This window comes from Streptomyces shenzhenensis (genome assembly GCF_003688995.1).
GTDB classification, from domain to species: Bacteria; Actinomycetota; Actinomycetes; order Streptomycetales; family Streptomycetaceae; genus Streptomyces; species Streptomyces shenzhenensis_A.
On record NZ_PENI01000012.1, the window covers coordinates 81,798 to 97,337 of the forward strand.

Annotated in this window: 13 protein-coding genes; 8 read left to right on the plus strand and 5 right to left on the minus strand. The window is 70.0% G+C overall.

Annotated elements, in window-relative coordinates; all coding sequences use genetic code 11:
• Positions 1-7 precede the first annotated feature (7 nt).
• The 4 genes from CTZ28_RS19980 (at position 8) to CTZ28_RS19995 (ending at position 4,155) form a co-directional block, all read left to right on the plus strand.
• Positions 8-964, plus strand: a complete 957-nt coding sequence (locus tag CTZ28_RS19980) for a carbohydrate ABC transporter permease (RefSeq protein ID WP_220795363.1) — start codon at positions 8-10, stop codon at positions 962-964.
• Between the two features lie 5 nt (positions 965-969).
• A complete protein-coding gene (locus CTZ28_RS19985; protein WP_121891119.1) occupies positions 970-1,863 on the plus strand; it encodes a carbohydrate ABC transporter permease in 894 nt (297 codons plus the stop codon).
• A gap of 68 nt (positions 1,864-1,931) precedes the next feature.
• Positions 1,932-3,050: a glycoside hydrolase family 172 protein gene (locus tag CTZ28_RS19990; protein ID WP_121891010.1), complete on the plus strand. Its 1,119-nt coding sequence runs from the start codon at positions 1,932-1,934 to the stop codon at positions 3,048-3,050.
• A gap of 67 nt (positions 3,051-3,117) precedes the next feature.
• Positions 3,118-4,155 carry a LacI family DNA-binding transcriptional regulator gene (locus tag CTZ28_RS19995; RefSeq protein WP_220795365.1) on the plus strand — a complete coding sequence of 346 codons (1,038 nt, stop codon included), beginning with the start codon at positions 3,118-3,120 and terminating at the stop codon, positions 4,153-4,155.
• A gap of 695 nt (positions 4,156-4,850) precedes the next feature.
• Here CTZ28_RS19995 and CTZ28_RS20005 read toward each other — a convergent pair.
• From CTZ28_RS20005 to CTZ28_RS20015, 3 genes are read right to left on the minus strand one after another with little or no spacing between them, the layout of a single operon-like run.
• Entirely contained in the window at positions 4,851-5,756 is a 906-nt protein-coding gene (locus tag CTZ28_RS20005) for a carbohydrate ABC transporter permease (RefSeq protein WP_121891012.1), read from the minus strand.
• Positions 5,753-6,628, minus strand: a complete 876-nt coding sequence (locus tag CTZ28_RS20010; protein WP_121891013.1) for a carbohydrate ABC transporter permease — start codon at positions 6,626-6,628, stop codon at positions 5,753-5,755. Before CTZ28_RS20010 ends, CTZ28_RS20005 begins: the two co-directional genes overlap by 4 nt.
• Before the next feature lie 17 nt (positions 6,629-6,645).
• Positions 6,646-7,986 (minus strand): ABC transporter substrate-binding protein, encoded by a 1,341-nt coding sequence (locus CTZ28_RS20015; protein WP_121891014.1) that lies wholly within the window; start codon positions 7,984-7,986, stop codon positions 6,646-6,648.
• 366 nt (positions 7,987-8,352) lie between these two features.
• Between CTZ28_RS20015 and CTZ28_RS20020 the strand changes: the two genes are divergently transcribed.
• The 3 genes from CTZ28_RS20020 (at position 8,353) to CTZ28_RS20030 (ending at position 12,329) form a co-directional block, all read left to right on the plus strand.
• Positions 8,353-9,354: a LacI family DNA-binding transcriptional regulator gene (locus CTZ28_RS20020; RefSeq protein ID WP_121891015.1), complete on the plus strand. Its 1,002-nt coding sequence runs from the start codon at positions 8,353-8,355 to the stop codon at positions 9,352-9,354.
• Positions 9,355-9,445: 91 nt separating this feature from the next.
• Positions 9,446-10,825 carry a glycoside hydrolase family 172 protein gene (locus CTZ28_RS20025; protein ID WP_121891016.1) on the plus strand — a complete coding sequence of 460 codons (1,380 nt, stop codon included), beginning with the start codon at positions 9,446-9,448 and terminating at the stop codon, positions 10,823-10,825.
• Between the two features lie 22 nt (positions 10,826-10,847).
• Positions 10,848-12,329, plus strand: a complete 1,482-nt coding sequence (locus CTZ28_RS20030) for a glycoside hydrolase family 32 protein (protein ID WP_121891017.1) — start codon at positions 10,848-10,850, stop codon at positions 12,327-12,329.
• Positions 12,330-12,841: 512 nt separating this feature from the next.
• Here the strand turns inward: CTZ28_RS20030 and CTZ28_RS20040 are convergent.
• Entirely contained in the window at positions 12,842-13,546 is a 705-nt protein-coding gene (locus CTZ28_RS20040; protein WP_121891019.1) for an SDR family NAD(P)-dependent oxidoreductase, read from the minus strand.
• 78 nt (positions 13,547-13,624) lie between these two features.
• Here CTZ28_RS20040 and CTZ28_RS20045 point away from each other — a divergent pair, with 78 nt between their 5' ends.
• The gene (locus CTZ28_RS20045; RefSeq protein ID WP_121891020.1) at positions 13,625-14,029 is read left to right on the plus strand and encodes a winged helix-turn-helix transcriptional regulator; all 405 of its coding nucleotides are present in this window, start codon (positions 13,625-13,627) and stop codon (positions 14,027-14,029) included.
• On the opposite strand, the gene CTZ28_RS20050 is transcribed toward CTZ28_RS20045, so the two are convergent.
• A complete protein-coding gene (locus CTZ28_RS20050; RefSeq protein WP_310887617.1) occupies positions 14,014-15,492 on the minus strand; it encodes a glycoside hydrolase family 32 protein in 1,479 nt (492 codons plus the stop codon). The two genes, CTZ28_RS20045 and CTZ28_RS20050, sit on opposite strands and share 16 nt — an antisense overlap.
• Positions 15,493-15,540: the final 48 nt, after the last annotated feature.

Sequence of the window (15,540 nt, forward strand, 5' to 3'; positions counted from 1 at the left end):
GTCCGCCATGAGCAGAAATGGGAAATCACCGGGCGGCGGCCCTCGTAACCGCTCCCTCAGACACGGAAACGGCGGTGTGCTGCCGGGGCGCAACCGCCGGGCGGCGGCGGTCTTCCTGCTGCCGCCGCTGCTGGTCTACCTGGCGACCGTGGCCTTCCCCATCGGCGAGTCGCTCTTCCTGAGCTTCTTCCAGTGGGACGGCATCACCCGAATGAAGTTCATCGGGCTGGACAACTACCGGCAGCTGCTCACCATCGACAGCACCTTCCGCAGCGCCGCGGTGCACTCGCTGGTCTATCTCGCGGTCAACCTGGTCATCCAGCTGGGCGGGGCGCTGCTGGTCGCGAACGCCCTGACGTACCTGCGGCGCGGCCAGGACACCCTGCGGGTGCTGTACCTGCTGCCCGCGGTGCTGTCCACGGTGGCCATCGCGCTGCTGTTCCAGCGCGTCTACTCCGCCGAGCCCGAGGGCGTGATCAACCAGGTGCTGGGCGCGGTGGGGCTGGGCGACCTGTCCCGGCCCTGGTTGTCCGACGTCCACACGGCGCTCGTCGCGGTGTCGGTTCCCGAGGGCTGGCGGTTCATGGGTCTGTACACCGTGATCCTGCTGGCCGGCCTGCTCACCGTACCCCGTGAGGTCGAGGAGGCCGCCCGGCTCGACGGCGCCTCGGAGACGCGGATCTTCTTCCAGATCCGCCTGCCGCACCTGCGTCCGGTGTGGCTGACCACCCTGGTCATGGCGACCACCTACGGCCTGCGCGGTTTCGACGTGCCCTACCTGCTCACCAACGGAGGCCCCGGCGTGTCGACCGAGTTGCTGACCACCTACATGTACAAGACAGCGTTCACCAGCACCGACTACGGCTACTCCAGCGCCATCTCCGTGTTCATCGTCGCGGAGTGCGTGGTGGCTGTCGGCATCATCGTGGCGCTGCTGCGACGCAGAGGAGAGGCGCTGCTGTGAGCACCATGATCGACGTACGAGGTCCGGCCGCCGGCCCGACCGCGCCCGCTCCGCGCCGCCGCACCGCACGCCGGCACCCGTTCAGTGCGTCCAGGCTGTCCAAGGCACTCGTCACCCTGGTGCTGCTGCTCCAGGTGTACCCGTTCTTCTGGCTGGTCACCACCAGCCTGCGCCCCGCGAAGGACTTCGCCGCAGGCAACCCCTTGGCCGTCACCACGCACCCGATCCTCGACAACTTCGCTCGCGCCTTCGACAACGGCGACATCCCCCGATTCCTGCTCAACAGCGCCCTGATCACCGGGGTGTCGGACCTCCTGATCGTGGTCCTGGGCATGATGGGCGCCTACGCACTCCAGGTGATCGGGTTCCGCTTCAGCCGGCTGGTGCTCGGACTCTTCCTGCTGGGCATTGTCGTGCCGGTCCAGGTCGCACTCGTGCCGCTGTTCATCAACTACACCGATGTGGGCCTGCTGGACTCCTACCCCTCGGTGATCCTGCCGCTCGTCGGCTTCGCCCTGCCCATGTCGATCTTCCTGTTCATGAGCTTCTACACGTACGTGCCGAAGGAAACCTACGAGGCGGCCGCACTCGACGGCTGCGGGCCCTACCGGCTCTTCTGGTGGATCACCACACCGATGTCGTTGGGGACGGTGGCCACGGTCGTGTTCGTCAACACCATCTTCATCTGGAACGACTTCATCTTCGCCAACACATTCATCCTCAGCACCGGCAAGAAGACCGTCCCGCTGGGTCTGCAGAGCTACCTCGGCTCGATGGGCTCCACCGACTGGACGGCCACCTTCGCCGCCGTCTCCGTCACCGTCACCCCGCTCGTCCTGGCGTTCCTGGTCTTCAACAAGGCCGTGGTCCGCGGTCTGTCGGGCACCACCCGCGTCTGATCCGCGGCCCCCGTTCCCGCGCGCCGCACTGCCGCGCCCCGCTCCCGCGTCTTCACCCGAGGATCACCATGTTCCCCTTCATCCCGGCGCTCACCCCCTGGAACACCGGCGGCCGAGTCCGCAGCCGCTCGGTGACCGCCGAGAACCCCACCGGCGCACAGGCGGCCGGCGGCACCGCGGTCTCACCGCTGGGCCCCGGCCGCAAGGGCCGCCCCTGCGTGCCGCTCGCCCCCGAAGAAACCCTGACCCTGGCCGATGTCCAGGGGCCGGGTGTGATCACCCACATCTGGCTGACGGTCCCCGATGGCACGGAAGCGGGTCCCTTCGTCCTGCGCGACCTGGTGCTGCGCGCCTACTGGGACGACAGCCCGCACCCGGCCGTGGAGGTCCCGCTCGGCGACTTCTTCTGCAACGGCTTCGCCACTCGGGCGGACGTCGTGTCCCTGCCCATCGCGGTGCTGCCCACCGGCGGGATGAACAGCTACTTCCCCATGCCGTTCCGCGACCGCGCCCGGCTGACGCTGACAAGCGAACATCCGGGACCGATCGAGGCGGTCTTCTTCCAGATCGACTACCTCCAGTACCTCCCGGCCGACGACGACCACCTGCTGACCGCCGCGCCCTACTTCCACGCGCAGTGGCGCCGCACACCGGTCACCACGCCCGGCCAGGACCACGTGATCCTGGACGGGGTACGGGGACGGGGGGCCTACGTCGGAACCCACATCGGCGTCGCCGCGCTGGAACGCTTCTGGTGGGGCGAGGGCGAGGTGAAATTCTTCCTCGACGGCGACACCGACAACCCGACGATCTGCGGCACCGGTCTGGAGGACTACGCCGGCGGCGCCTGGGCCTTCCAGGACGTGCTCGCGCCCGGCGCCGAGCACAAGGTGGCGGTCTACAACTCCCCGTACCAGGGCCACCCGCAGTATCTGACGGCCGACCCGACCGGCTGGTCGCCGTACGCCACACCGTCCGTACCTCAGCACGGCCTCTACCGCTGGCATGTCCAGGACCCGGTCTACTTCGACCACGACCTCAAGGTCACCGTGCAGCAGATCGGCCATGACGGGCGCCGCCTCTTCGAACGGAGCGACGACGTATCATCGGTCGCGTACTGGTACCAGGACACTCCACAGGCCTCACGGAACCCTCTGCCGTCGGCGGCCGTGCGCCGCCCGCGCTGACACGGTGCCCGTGGTGCCCCGCAGGATCGACGCGGACGAGCCGCAACAAACAGGTCGGAGGTCGTGGGTGGCACGGGCACCCCGCAGGAGGACCGGGCGCATCACCATGCAGGAGGTCGCCACCCGGGCCGGGGTCTCCCTGGCAACGGCCTCCTTCGCCATCAATGGCACAGGCGCCCGCAAGGTCTCCGAGGAGACCAGGCACCGCGTCCAGGCCGTCGCGGAGGAACTCGGCTACCGGCCCAACGCCATGGCGCAGAACCTGAGCCGGGCGCGTTCGTCCTTCATCGGCTTCATCACCGACTCCGTCGCCACCACCCCGTTCGCGGGAGAGATGATCCGCGGCGTGCAGGACGCCGCCCGGGAACACGGCTACGTGATGCTCATGGCCAACACCGAGTCCGACCCCCGTACCTTCCACGACGTGGCCAGCATGATGCTCGACCACCAGGTGCACGGCGTCGTCTACTCCACCTGGTATCACCGCCAGGTGTCCACGCCCACCGGTCTGAGCGGCATTCCCGTCGTTCTCGCCAACTGCTACACCCGCGGCGACCGACTCCAGTCCTTCGTCCCCGACGAAGCCGGCGGTGGCCGGGCCGCCACCGAGATCCTCACCGCCCACGGCCACCGCCGCATCGCCTTCATCAACAGCGACCTGTCGGCACCCGCCACCACCGGACGCCTCCGCGGCTACCGCAAAGCCCTGCAGGCCGCCGGCATCCCCTTCGACAAGAACCTGGTTCTCACCACCACGCCCGAACAGGAAGGCGGGTACACGGCCGGCCTGCGCTTGCTGCAACTCGATCCCCGGCCGACAGCCGTCTTCTGCTACAACGACCGCGTCGCCATGGGCCTCTACGACGCCCTGCGCACCCGCGGGCTGAGCATCCCCCAGGACATGGCTGTCGTCGGCTTCGACAACCAGGAAGTCATCGCCGCACACCTGCGCCCCGCCCTCACCACCGTGGCCCTGCCCCACTACGAACTCGGCTACCTCAGCCTGAAGTGGCTCCTGCGCGAAGGCGCCCCCACCACCGGTGAGGCCCCCGAGCCGACCCGCACCCTCGTCCCCTGCCCGACCGTCGAACGCTCATCCACCTAGCAGGCCGCCCCAGCACGGTGCCGATCACATGGCGGCCTCCGCCTCCGCGGCAGCGATTCCACCGGTGGTGACGATGGGCCGGGAGACGGCTCGGGCAGCCCGACCGGGGCGAGGGGCCGGGGCGGCATGAGGACGGCCGAGCGGCCGCCGGGGCAGCGGCCTGCACGGTCAGCGCGTCGACACCGGACTCAGCCACCCGACGTGCCTCGCCGGCCGAGGTCACGCCCCGCAGGACGGTGCTCCCGGCCTTGCGCAGGGCGCCGGCGACCGGGCGGTACGCGTCGTCGGAGACGGGGACCGGATGGGGCGAGCGAGTTGACGCCGAATGCGCCGCCTTCCCTGCACGTGGCCGCCGGCCAGGAAGCCCAGGACGCCTGCCCGGGCGGCGGTGACCAGTTCGGGTGTGGTCGGTCCACCGGGCTCGGCTTCAGTTGGCTGCTGCCTGTTCCACAAGCCGCGTATCGCCGTATGCTCCGAGCACTGCGCTCCGGCCCGCCTCGGCCGGCTGAACCGGACCGACGTCCAGCACTGGCCGCTGGTCGTCAACACGGTCAGCGGTACCACAGCGCCCGAAGCAGATCATCGAAGGTCGCCCAGCGCCGGACCCAGCACCCGGCGCTCCGCTTCGTCCCGCTCACCGACGCGCCGGCCGGCCCCGTCAGCCCGAGGGTCGGGGACCGGTCGGGCGGGCCGGGTCAGCGGACGGCGCCCGCGGTCATCCCCGCGATGACCTGTTTCTGGAAGGCCGCGTAGATCGCCAGCTGCGGCAGCAGGACGAGGACGGCGGACGCCATCATGGCGCCGTAGTCGACGCTGTAGACGCCCTGGAACTGGGAGACACCGAGGGAGACGGTGGTGAGGCCGGGGTCGTTGATGAGCGTGACCGCGAACGGGAATTCGTTCCAGACGTAGATGACGTTGAGGATGGCGAGGGTGGCGACGACCGGCCGCATGAGCGGGAAGACGACTTTCCAGGCCATCCGCCACAGCCCGGCTCCGTCCATCACGGCGGCCTGCTCGATCTCCTCCGGAAAGTCCCGCAGGAACCCGGTCAGCAGCAGGATGTTGAAGGGGATCGTAACGGCGATGTACGGCAGGATCAGCGCGAAGTAGGTGCCGAACAGGCCGAAGGTGATGTCGAGCCGGTACACCGGGAAGAGCAGGACGTAGACGGGGACGGCGAGGCCGGTCAGGAAGTAGAAGCGCAGGGTGTTCTGCGTGCGGCGCCTGCCGCTGCGGAAGACCATGCGGGTGAGCGCGAAGGCCGCCAGGTAGGAGATGACCAGGCCGATCGTGACCGAGACGACGGCCAGGATCAGGGTGTTCCTGTACATCACCAGCAGGTTGAGGGTCTGCAGGGCCTGCGCGTAGTTGGCCGTGGTGAGGTGTGTCAGTGAGAACGGGTGGTTGAGGATGGTGTCGTTGGTCCGGAACGACAACAGCGCGATCCACAGCAGCGGGAACAGGATCACGAAGGTGATCAGGTAGGCGGTCGCCGAGACGATGATCCTGCCGCGGCGGCGGCGCCGCGGTGCGGGCGGGGTGTCGCCGGGGGCCGGCGGAGACGGGAGCGACATCTTGACCTCGCTGTCGATGCTCAACGGGCTTCTCCCTTACGGCGATTGCCCAGGAACGTGGCCGCGGAGGCGAGCGCACCGACCACGAACACCACAACGGCCAGAGCCATGCCGTAGCCGTACTGCTGGGTGGTGAAGGTGATGTGGTACATGTAGCTGACCATGACCTCGGAGAGGTGGACGGGACCGCCGCCGGTGAGGGCGTAGACGAGTTCGAAGACCTTGAAGACGCCGGTGACGACGAGGGCCGTGACGATGCCGAACGTCTCGCGCAGCATGGGGATCTGGATGTGCCGCAGTTGCTGCCAGCGGCTCGCTCCGTCGAGGCTGCTGGCCTCCATCACGTCGCGCGGCAGCATGCGCAGGCCGGCGTAGAAGATGGTCAGGACGAAGCCGATCTGCTGCCAGAGGTAGACGAGGCCGATCGCGTACGGGCTGAGTGTGGGGCCGCCTATCCACTGTGGGTGGGCGGGCACGCCGATCGCCAGCAGGAAGGCATTCACCAGGCCGATCTTCGGGTCCAGGAGGAAGATCCAGATCAGCCCGACGAGGATCGGCGCGATGATGGCCGGGGCGAAGACGAGCGCCCGCAGCGCGCCGCTGCCCTTGACCCGGCCGCCGAGCAGGACCGCGAGCAGGAAGCCCAGCGGGATCAGCAGGAACAGCGCGATACCGAGGACGATTCCGGTGTTGCGCATCGAGGTCCAGAAGGCGTCGTCCTGCGCCATCTGCCGGTAGTTGGCGAGGCCGGCGAAGCCGTTGGCGGAGACTCCGTCGAAGTCGGTGAAGCTGTAGTACAGCGAGTACAGGATCGGATAGATCATGTACACGCTGTAGATGATCAGCGCCGGCGCGATCATCAGGGCGAAGTGCCGGCGTGTGGTGAGCCAGTTCATGGGATGACCGCCGGAACCTACTTGATGGTCTTCTGGACGTTCTGCACGGCTTCCTCGGGGCTGAGGCTGCCGCCCATGACGCCGTAGAAGCTGTCGTACATGGCGCTCGCGGTGGCCGCGGAGACGACGAGGTCGGGCTGTGCCCCGGGGCTGGTCCAGCCGGGCCTGGAGGCTTCGGCCAGTACGGCGGTGAAGACCGAGTTCTTGGTGGTGTCGATGTCCGGCTGGTACGTCGTGACCGGCGGCTGGGCGTTGTCGACGAGGATCTTCTGGCCCGCGTCGCTGTAGTAGAACTGGATGAACGCCTGCACCGCGGCATACTTCTTCTTGTCCTGCTCGACCTTGGCGCTGACGACGAACGGCGCCGAGGGCACGTTCATGACGAGCTTCTGGTTGCCGACGCCGTCGGAGAACGTCGGTCCGGCCCAGAAGCCGGTGTCCTTGCCCACGGTGCTCTTCTGGATCTTCGCCGCCTCCCAGATGCCCGCGTCGAGGAAGGCCGCCTTGCCGGAGGTGTAGGAGGCGACGGCCTGGGCGTAGGTCTGGGTGTTCATGTTGGTGGGGAAGGCGCCGGCCTTGGCAAGTGCCTCCACGTGCTGGTACAGGCGCAGGAAGTCGGGGTTGTCGTAGCCGGCCCGGCCGGACAGGATGTCCCGGTACTTCGACTCGTAGCCGAAGCGGTCGAGCATGGTCAGGAAGGCCCAGACACTGAACGAGGAGTTGTTCGCGCCCTGCGCGATGGCCACCACGCCGGCCGTCCTGAGCTTCTTCACCGCGGCGACCAGCTCGTCGAAGGTCACCGGAACGGGGATCCCGTGCTCGTCCAGGATGGCCTTGTTGTAGTAGAAGCCGGTGATCAGCGCCTGGTACGGCAGACCGTACTGGACGGTGCCGGAGCGGAAGCCCGCGAGCATGCTCGGCGCGAACTTCGCCCTGAGGCCGTTCTCGGCGAGGATCGGGGTCAGGTCCAGCAGGTCGCCGTTCTTGACCATGGTCTTGGCGAGGGAGTCGTACACCCAGAAGATCTCCGGCAGGGTGCCGCTCTGGGCGGCGATCGTCATGCGCTGCTGGTGCTGGTCGACCGGCTGGCCCTCCAGCTTGATCTTCATGTCGGGGTGCTTCTTGTTGAACTCCTGCACCAGCTGCCAGGTCGCCGGGTCCTGGGTCCTGCTGTCCGGGTTCTGCATGGACAGCGTGATCAGACCGTCCGACGACGATCCGCCCGCCGTGTTCACCGCCGAACCGCAGGCCGTGGCGGTGACGAACATGGCGCTCGCGGTGGCGGTGAGCAGAAGTCGGCGCGAGATGCCCGAGGGCCGTCTCGACGTCAGGGGCGCGGGCTGAGAGGAGGTCGCCATGGTGCTGCTGCCTTCCGGGAACTGGGTGGGGAGGCGGAACCGGCGTGGGGGTGACAGGGCTCCGGGGAGATGTTCGGTAGGGGGCAGGCCGTCTGTTCCGGCATGGATGTCCGGTGTGCTCGAATGTCCGGCATCGGAGCGGCTCTGCGATCGTTGACGCAAACGTTTCGATGAAAGGTGCCTCGCGAGTTCCGGCATGTCAATACCGTGTGACAGAGAAGTTTCCCCGAGGCGACCACTCTGTGCTGGCCACAGCCATTGACTGTCCATGTGATGACATGCGAAGGTCTGCGCAATCGTTTCGATGAACCGGGCCGGACCGGACCACGGATCCGGTCCGACGACCTGAGGAGGCGGCGAGCGGCAGTGGCCACGATCTCCGACGTTGCACGGATGGCCGGCGTTTCCACGTCCACCGTGTCGCACGTCATCAACGGCACACGGCCGGTCCGCGACGAGACCCGCGGCCGGGTCGAGCAGGCGGTCAGGGCCACGGGCTACCGGCGCGACAGCCTCGCCCGCGCACTGCGCCGCTCACGCACCGACTCCATCGGGCTCATCGTCACGGATGTGTCCGAGCCGGCCTTCGCGGCGATGGCCCGCGGTGTCGAACGGGAGGCCATGGACGCCGGCCTCACGGTGCTGCTGGCCAACTCCGGCGAGGACGCGCAGCTTGAGGCACGCGCGTTGGAGGTCCTCGCCGAACGCCGGGTCGACGGCCTGCTCATCGCCCCCGTCGCCCGCTCCCACCGGGAGACGATCACCGCGGTCATCGACCGGGGCACGCCGGTCGTCCTGATCGACCGGCTGGGCGGCGTCAAGGCCGACCAGGTGGGCGCCGAGAACACGGCGCCGATGCGGGAACTGGTGCTGCACATGGCCTCCCACGGTCATCGGCGGATCGCGCTGGCTGCCGGCGACACCGGTGTCTCCACCATCGCGGAGCGGCGACGCGGTTACCTCGAAGCACTCGACGAGGCGGGCCTCGACGTCGACGACGCCCTGATCGTCACCGGCAGCGGCCGCGCAGCGGACACCCGCGAGCGCACGACGAGCCTGCTGCGGCAGCACCGGCCGTCGGCGGTGGTCGCCGCCAGCACGGAAACCGCGGTAGGTGTGCTCGCGGCGGCGAAGGGGCTGGGTCTGACGGCTCCGCAGGACTTCGCCTTCGCCACCTTCGACGGCTTCCCGCACACCGATCTGTTCCGGCCCGGCATCACCGCGGTCGCCCAGCCGGCCCACGAGATCGGGGCCACGGCGATGCAGCTGCTGCTCAGCCGCATCGACGGCAGCCTTACGTCCCGTCCCCGGACCGTCCGCCTGGAGCCCGAGATCACCTACCGGGAGTCCTGCGGCTGCCCGGCCTGAGCCATATCCACCACAGCAAGAGGGCGGCGGGAGAGGTCGAGTCTCCCGCCGCCCGAGTTCAGCGAACCATCACTGAAGGGATCAGTCTCCCATGCCCTCGCACGCCCTCGAACACCTCACCCGTCCCACCCGCGCCCGCACCGCCCGTGTCTCCAGCTGGGACCAGCGCGGCCGCAACCAGGACTACTGGACGACCCCCGCTCACTCCAGCCGTGTCCTGGCGGACCTCGAAGGCCCGGGCCGGATCACCCACATCTGGATGACCCAGTTCTGCCGCCGCACCCTCGGCCCCGGCCTGATCGATCCGCTGGAGGCCGACACCGTGGCCCCGGTGATGGAGATCCACAACGCGCTCGGCGTCAACTGGGAGGAGCCGGACCCGGACTACTACCGCAAGGTCCTCATCCGGATCACCTGGGACGACGAGGAGGAGCCCGCCGTCCTCGTCCCGCTCGGCGACTTCTTCGGCATCGGCCACTGCATGCCCAACAGCTACCAGTCGGCCCTGTTCACCGTCTCCGCCAAGCCCGAGGAGTCCTTGGTCTTCGGCGGCAGCGCGGCCCTGAACTGCTGGGCACCGATGCCGTTCGGCAAGCGCGCCCGCATCGAACTGGTCAACGAGAACGACCTGCCCGTCCAGCAGTACTTCTACATCGACTACGAGCTGTTCCCTGAGGAACTCCCCGAGGACACCCTCTACTTCCACGCCCGCTGGAACCGCAGCAACCCGTGCAACGGCTGGGCCCCGGACATCCAGACCAACAGCCCCGAGGTCAACATCGTCGATGTCACCGGCGAGGACAACTACGTCATCCTCGACACGGAGGGCAAGGGCCACTACGTCGGCTGCAACCTCTCCGTCCTCCACCGGCAGGGCAGTTGGTGGGGCGAGGGCAACGACATGATCTGGATCGACGACGACTTCCTGCCCGACGGCGCCACCAGCTGGCCGCCCTCCCTGCACGGCACCGGCACCGAGGACTACTTCAACCATGCCTGGGGGATGCAGAAGAACGCCTACCTCTACCACGGCGCGATCCTCCACGAGGCCGACGTCCCCGGCTACTCCGTCAACTACCGCTTCCACGTGGCCGACCCGATCCGTTTCGAGGAACGCATCCGGGTCTCCATCGAGCACGGCCACGGCAACCACCTCGCCGACGACTGGGCCTCGACCGCGTACTGGTACCAGACCCTGCCCTCCCCGAAGGCCACCATCCTGCCGCTGGAACAGCGGCTCCCCGTGCGCCCGGCCGGCCGGCCCATGCCGGTTCCCGCCGCGCGTTCCGGGGCGGTCGCCGAGGAGATCGCCGTGATGCGCGAGCGGTACCAGGCTCGCTTCGAACGCCACATGCGGCATTGGGAGGAGCGCACCCGGCAGCGCGGCGAGCGCTCGCTGCAGGAGTCCGAGAACAACATCAAGCAGGCCGCCGCCGTCCGTCGCCGCTACGACGAGCGCACCGACGGCTGACCGGCCAGGAGAGGCGCACCCCGTGCCCGTGTCCGATCCGCACTTCCCCGCGGCCCACCTCCGCCCGCCCGTCAACTGGATCAACGACCCCAACGGACTGGTCTTCCACGACGGCCACTACCACGTCTACTTCCAGTACAACCCGCACAGCGCCCGCCACGCCGACATGCACTGGGGCCACTTCCGCAGCCCCGACCTCCTCCGCTGGGAGCTCCTGCCGGTGGCGCTGGTCCCCACCCCGGGTGGCGACGACGAGGGCGGAGTCTGGTCCGGCAACGCCGTCAGCACCGACGGCGGGCTCATCGCCTTCTACTCGGCCAAGCGGGACGATCGCTGGTGGCAGCCGGTCGCCTCGGCCGTCTCCCACGACGGCGGACTGACCTTCGCCAAGCACCCCGGCCTGCTCGTCCCCCAGCCGGCCGAGGGCACCTCGATGTTCCGCGACCCTTACGTGTGGCGGGACGGCGACCGCTGGCGCATGCTCGTCGGCGCCGGCCTCGCCGACGGCCGGGGCGCGGCACAGCAGTACCTGTCCGACGACCTGGAGCACTGGGAGTACGCCGGTCCCTTCCTCGCCCGCGCGCCCGAGCCGCTGCCCGGCGGCGCGGACACCGAAGAGGGCTGGGAGTGCGTGCAGTACGCCGACTTCGGCGACGGCCGCGGCGTGCTGTTGCTCAGCGCCTGGGACCCGCAGGGCGGCGCCTCCCACAGCGCGGCGTACCCGGGCCGCGACCACGGCCTTCACTTCGCAGCGGACGCTCCGCAACGCCTGGACCACGGGCCCGAGTTCTACGCCCCCGCGCTGCTGCACGCCCCGGACGGCAGGTGGCTGATGTGGGGCTGGGTCTGGGAGGCCCGCGACGCGGTCCAGGTCGGCGCCCCGAGCACCTGGACGGACGAGGTCGGCTGGGCCGGGATGCTCAGCCTCCCCCGCGAGGTGACCCTGGGCCCGGACGGCAGCGTCCGCCAGCGCCCCGCACGCGAACTCGACGCCCTGCGCGGCCGGCCGGCCCTCCGGGCGAAGGGCCAGGTCACCGCCGACGCGCCGGATACCCTGGGCGTCACCGGTCGCAGCTTCGACCTGACGGCCCGCCTGCACCGCGGCGCCGCCGGCGGCGCCGCGGCCGGCCTGCGCCTGGTGACCTCGCCCGACGGCAGCGAATACCTGGACCTCGCCCTCGATGCCGCCACCGGTGAACTCGTCGTCGACCGCGCCCACGCCTCGGGCGAACCACGAGCCCGGGGCGGCTCCTGGCGCATCCCGCGCACGACCGAGCCGGGCGGGTTCGCCGAGTTGCGCGTCATCGTCGACCGCTCGATCGCCGAGATCTTCCTCGGCACCGGCGAGTCCCTCACCCTGCGCTTCTATCCCCTGGGTGAGGAGCCATGGCGCCTCCAGGCCCGGGCGACAGGGCCCGGGACCACGGAGTTCGAGGCCCAGGTGTGGCAGTTGAACCCGCTCGGCATCCAGGACAGGAGCGACCGCCGCGGCGGGCCGGCATGACGGCCTCCCCGGGCGCCGTAGCCGTCGGGGAGAGCCTCGTCGGCCTGGTCCGGCGCACCGGTACGGACGCGATACGGCCCCTTCCCGGCGACGGCCCCGCCACCGTGGCCATCGGTCCGCGCCGGCTCGGCAACGTACGGCCTCCACGCCCGCGAGCGGCTGCACGGACCGCGCACTGCCCGCCCGTGACCCGCACCCGGTGGTACTGACCCGCGACGTACAACCTCCACACCCGCGACCGGCTGCACGGACCGCACACTGCTCGCCAGTGGCCCGCGCCTGGTGGTGCTGACCCGCGGCGCCCAGCCCCCGCCCTCGGCGAGCCGCGCGCCGCGGTCGTCGCCCCTGGCGCGCCCCGTGCGGGCGTACCCGTGCCCCGGCGACCGGCGCCGTGTCGGCCGTGGCCCGCTGCACACCACCTCGGCCGGCCCGATCGTTCCCACGGCCTCCCAGGCCCCCGCTGCCGGTGGGCCGGGGTCCGCACCGCGCGGGCAGTGCGGACCCGGCACGCCTCAGATGCCGACGGTGGCCTCGAAGGAGGTGCGTTCCTGGGCGAGCCGGTACCAGCGGTCGGCCAGGACGTCGGGGTCGCCTTCGCCGGAATCGGGGATGATCGGTACGCCGATGCACAGGTGACCGACGTAGACGCCCTCGTCGGCGAGGTCGTTGTGCAGGCCCTGCGCCCAGGAGCGCAGGCCGGCGAGGGCAATGCCGGAGTTGCTCATCTCCGGGAGGGGGCGGATGGCAGTGGTGCCGGTGGTGAACAGCAGGGCGCCGTCGCGTGCCTCGCGCATGGCCGGCAGGACCGCGGCCGCCGCGGTGAGGGCGCCGCCGACGAGCATGTCGAACATGGGGCGCACGGATTCCCGGGTGGTCCGGGCCGCGGAGGTGAACCCCAGTGCCGCCAGGTCGGGCACCTGGCCCGCCTCGCTGGGGAACGTGGGTGCCGGGTTGTAGGAGAGCACACCGATCCGTCCGAGCTCGGCGGCGGCCGTGTCGAGCGCGACGGTCAGGCTCTCCTCGTCGGTGACGTCGGCCGGGTAGGCACGGGCGGTGACGCCCTCGGCCGCGAGAGAGTCGGCGATGCCGCGAAGCTTGCCGGCGTTACGGGAGATCAAGGCGACCGGGTGGCCGGCGGCGCCGAAGCGACGGGCGACGGCGCGACCCAGGCCCGGGCCGGCGCCGACGACAGCCACCGTGGAAGACGTCGAAGACATGCTGCTACCTCGCTTGGTTACGATGAGTGCGTAACCACACCGTAGAGATGTGTCGGGACCCTCACAAAAGGCACATGGATGTTCGCAGAACACACCGTTGACACCAACGACGTCACTCCCCCACCGCACCCGTGCGAGACATGGCCCGACAACGGCCGCGGCTTCCGGGAGACCCTCGACCGGATCGGCGACAAGTGGTCGGTCCTGGTCATCGGCATCCTCAGTGGCGGCCCCCTGCGGTTCAGCACCCTGCACCGACGGGTTCCGGGCATCTCCCAGCGCATGCTGACGCTCACCCTGCGCCATCTGGAACGCGACGGAGTCGTCTCCCGCGCCGTCTACGCCGAGGTGCCCCCACGAGTCGAGTACCGGCTCACCCCACTCGGTGAGAGCCTGCGTGCCACGGTCCACGCGCTCGCCCAGTGGGTCACGGACCACCATGAGGAGATCGAGAACGCGCGCCGGCGCTACGGCTCCGTATGAGAGCGCCTCCGGAAGCGGTGGGCGTGGGCATCGGCCGTGCCCTGCATGGTGTAGGGCCGCAGGCCCCACGCCCCGACCGCGTAGCCGAGGTGGCCCCCGCCTGCGGCACGTGCTTCGATCCGCCAAGGGCTGCCGCCGGTGGGGTAGAACCGCAGGGTCAGCGTCCGGCCCGACGGCAGGTACAGCTCGGCGACGGACCGGTCCACGACCAGACGCAGTTCGATCGGGTCGTCGCACGTCGTCTCCGCCTCGGGGCAGGGGATGCGGTAGGTACCGCCGTGTGCGCGGGGGTCGAGGGAGGCGTGGTCACGGTCCACGACGAGTTCGCCGGCGGCCGGGTCGACCCTGATGTCCAGGTACTCGGCGCCGTCGGCGGAGGTGACCACCCGTAGGCTCCCCGCCGCGCCGGCGCCACGAGGTTCCAGACGAGCGGTCAGGTCGAAGCTCCCGCCGACCGTTCCCAGGACAGCCGTTCCGGAGGTCACACCGGCAGCGGTCACCGCGCGTTCCCCTCGCAGACCGAGCAGTTCCGCCGCCGGTCGCTGGCGTACGGAGCCGTCCTCGGCGAGGGTCACCTCACGCGGCAGTGTCAGCAGCCCGGCCCAGCACACCTCGCGCACCCACTCCGGGTCACGGGCCTCCCACGACCAGCCCCACAGCAGCCACCGGCCGTCGGGCGCGGGCAGAAGTGCCGGGGCGTAGAAGTCGGGGCCGTGGTCGAGCAGTACGGGGGCGTCGGCGAGGAAGCGGCCGGCTTCCTCGCGCCCCGGGTGGACCACGGTGCGGCGCGGTCCCCGTTCCGGGTCCCAGACGCTGAGGATCAGCGCGCCGCGGCCGTTCGCGTGCAGGTACTGGGGGCATTCCCAGCCGAGCCCGGTGTCGGCGCCCGGTGCCACCGGCTGCGGGGTCCGGGCCAGGAACGGCCCCCGGTAGTCCCAGTGTTCCAGGTCCTCGGACTCGTACAGCAGGGCCGCAGCCCGGCCGTCCGCCTGGGCCGAGCCGACCAGCATGCGCCAGCGGCCGGCCTCCCGCCACACGTACGGGTCGCGGTACATGGTCGCGCCCGCGGGCGGTTCGGGGATCAGCAGGCTGCCGCGCGGTGTCCAGGTGACGCCGTTGTCGCGGGACTCGGCGGTGGTGACCGGCTGTGCCCAGCGGTCGGTACGGAAGGCCGAGTAGAAGGCGACCATGCGGTCCCCGTCGGAGACGGCGTTGCCGGAGAAGCAGCCGTCGGCGTCCTCGCCGCCGGGCGTGGGGGTCAGGGCGAGGGGCAGTTCCTCCCAGGTGAGCAGGTCGGGGCTGCGGAAGTGGCCCCAGTGCATGTTCGCGTGTTCGGGTCCGTACGGGTTGTACTGGAAGCACACGTGGTAGTGGCCCTCGTGGAAGGCCAGCCCGTTGGGGTCGTTGATCCAGTTGCGGGGCGGGCGCAGGTGCGCGACGGGCAGATGGGGATCTGCGGGCATGACGGACACGCAGGGAATCCTTTCCATGGGGAGGTCGAAGGGGTGCAG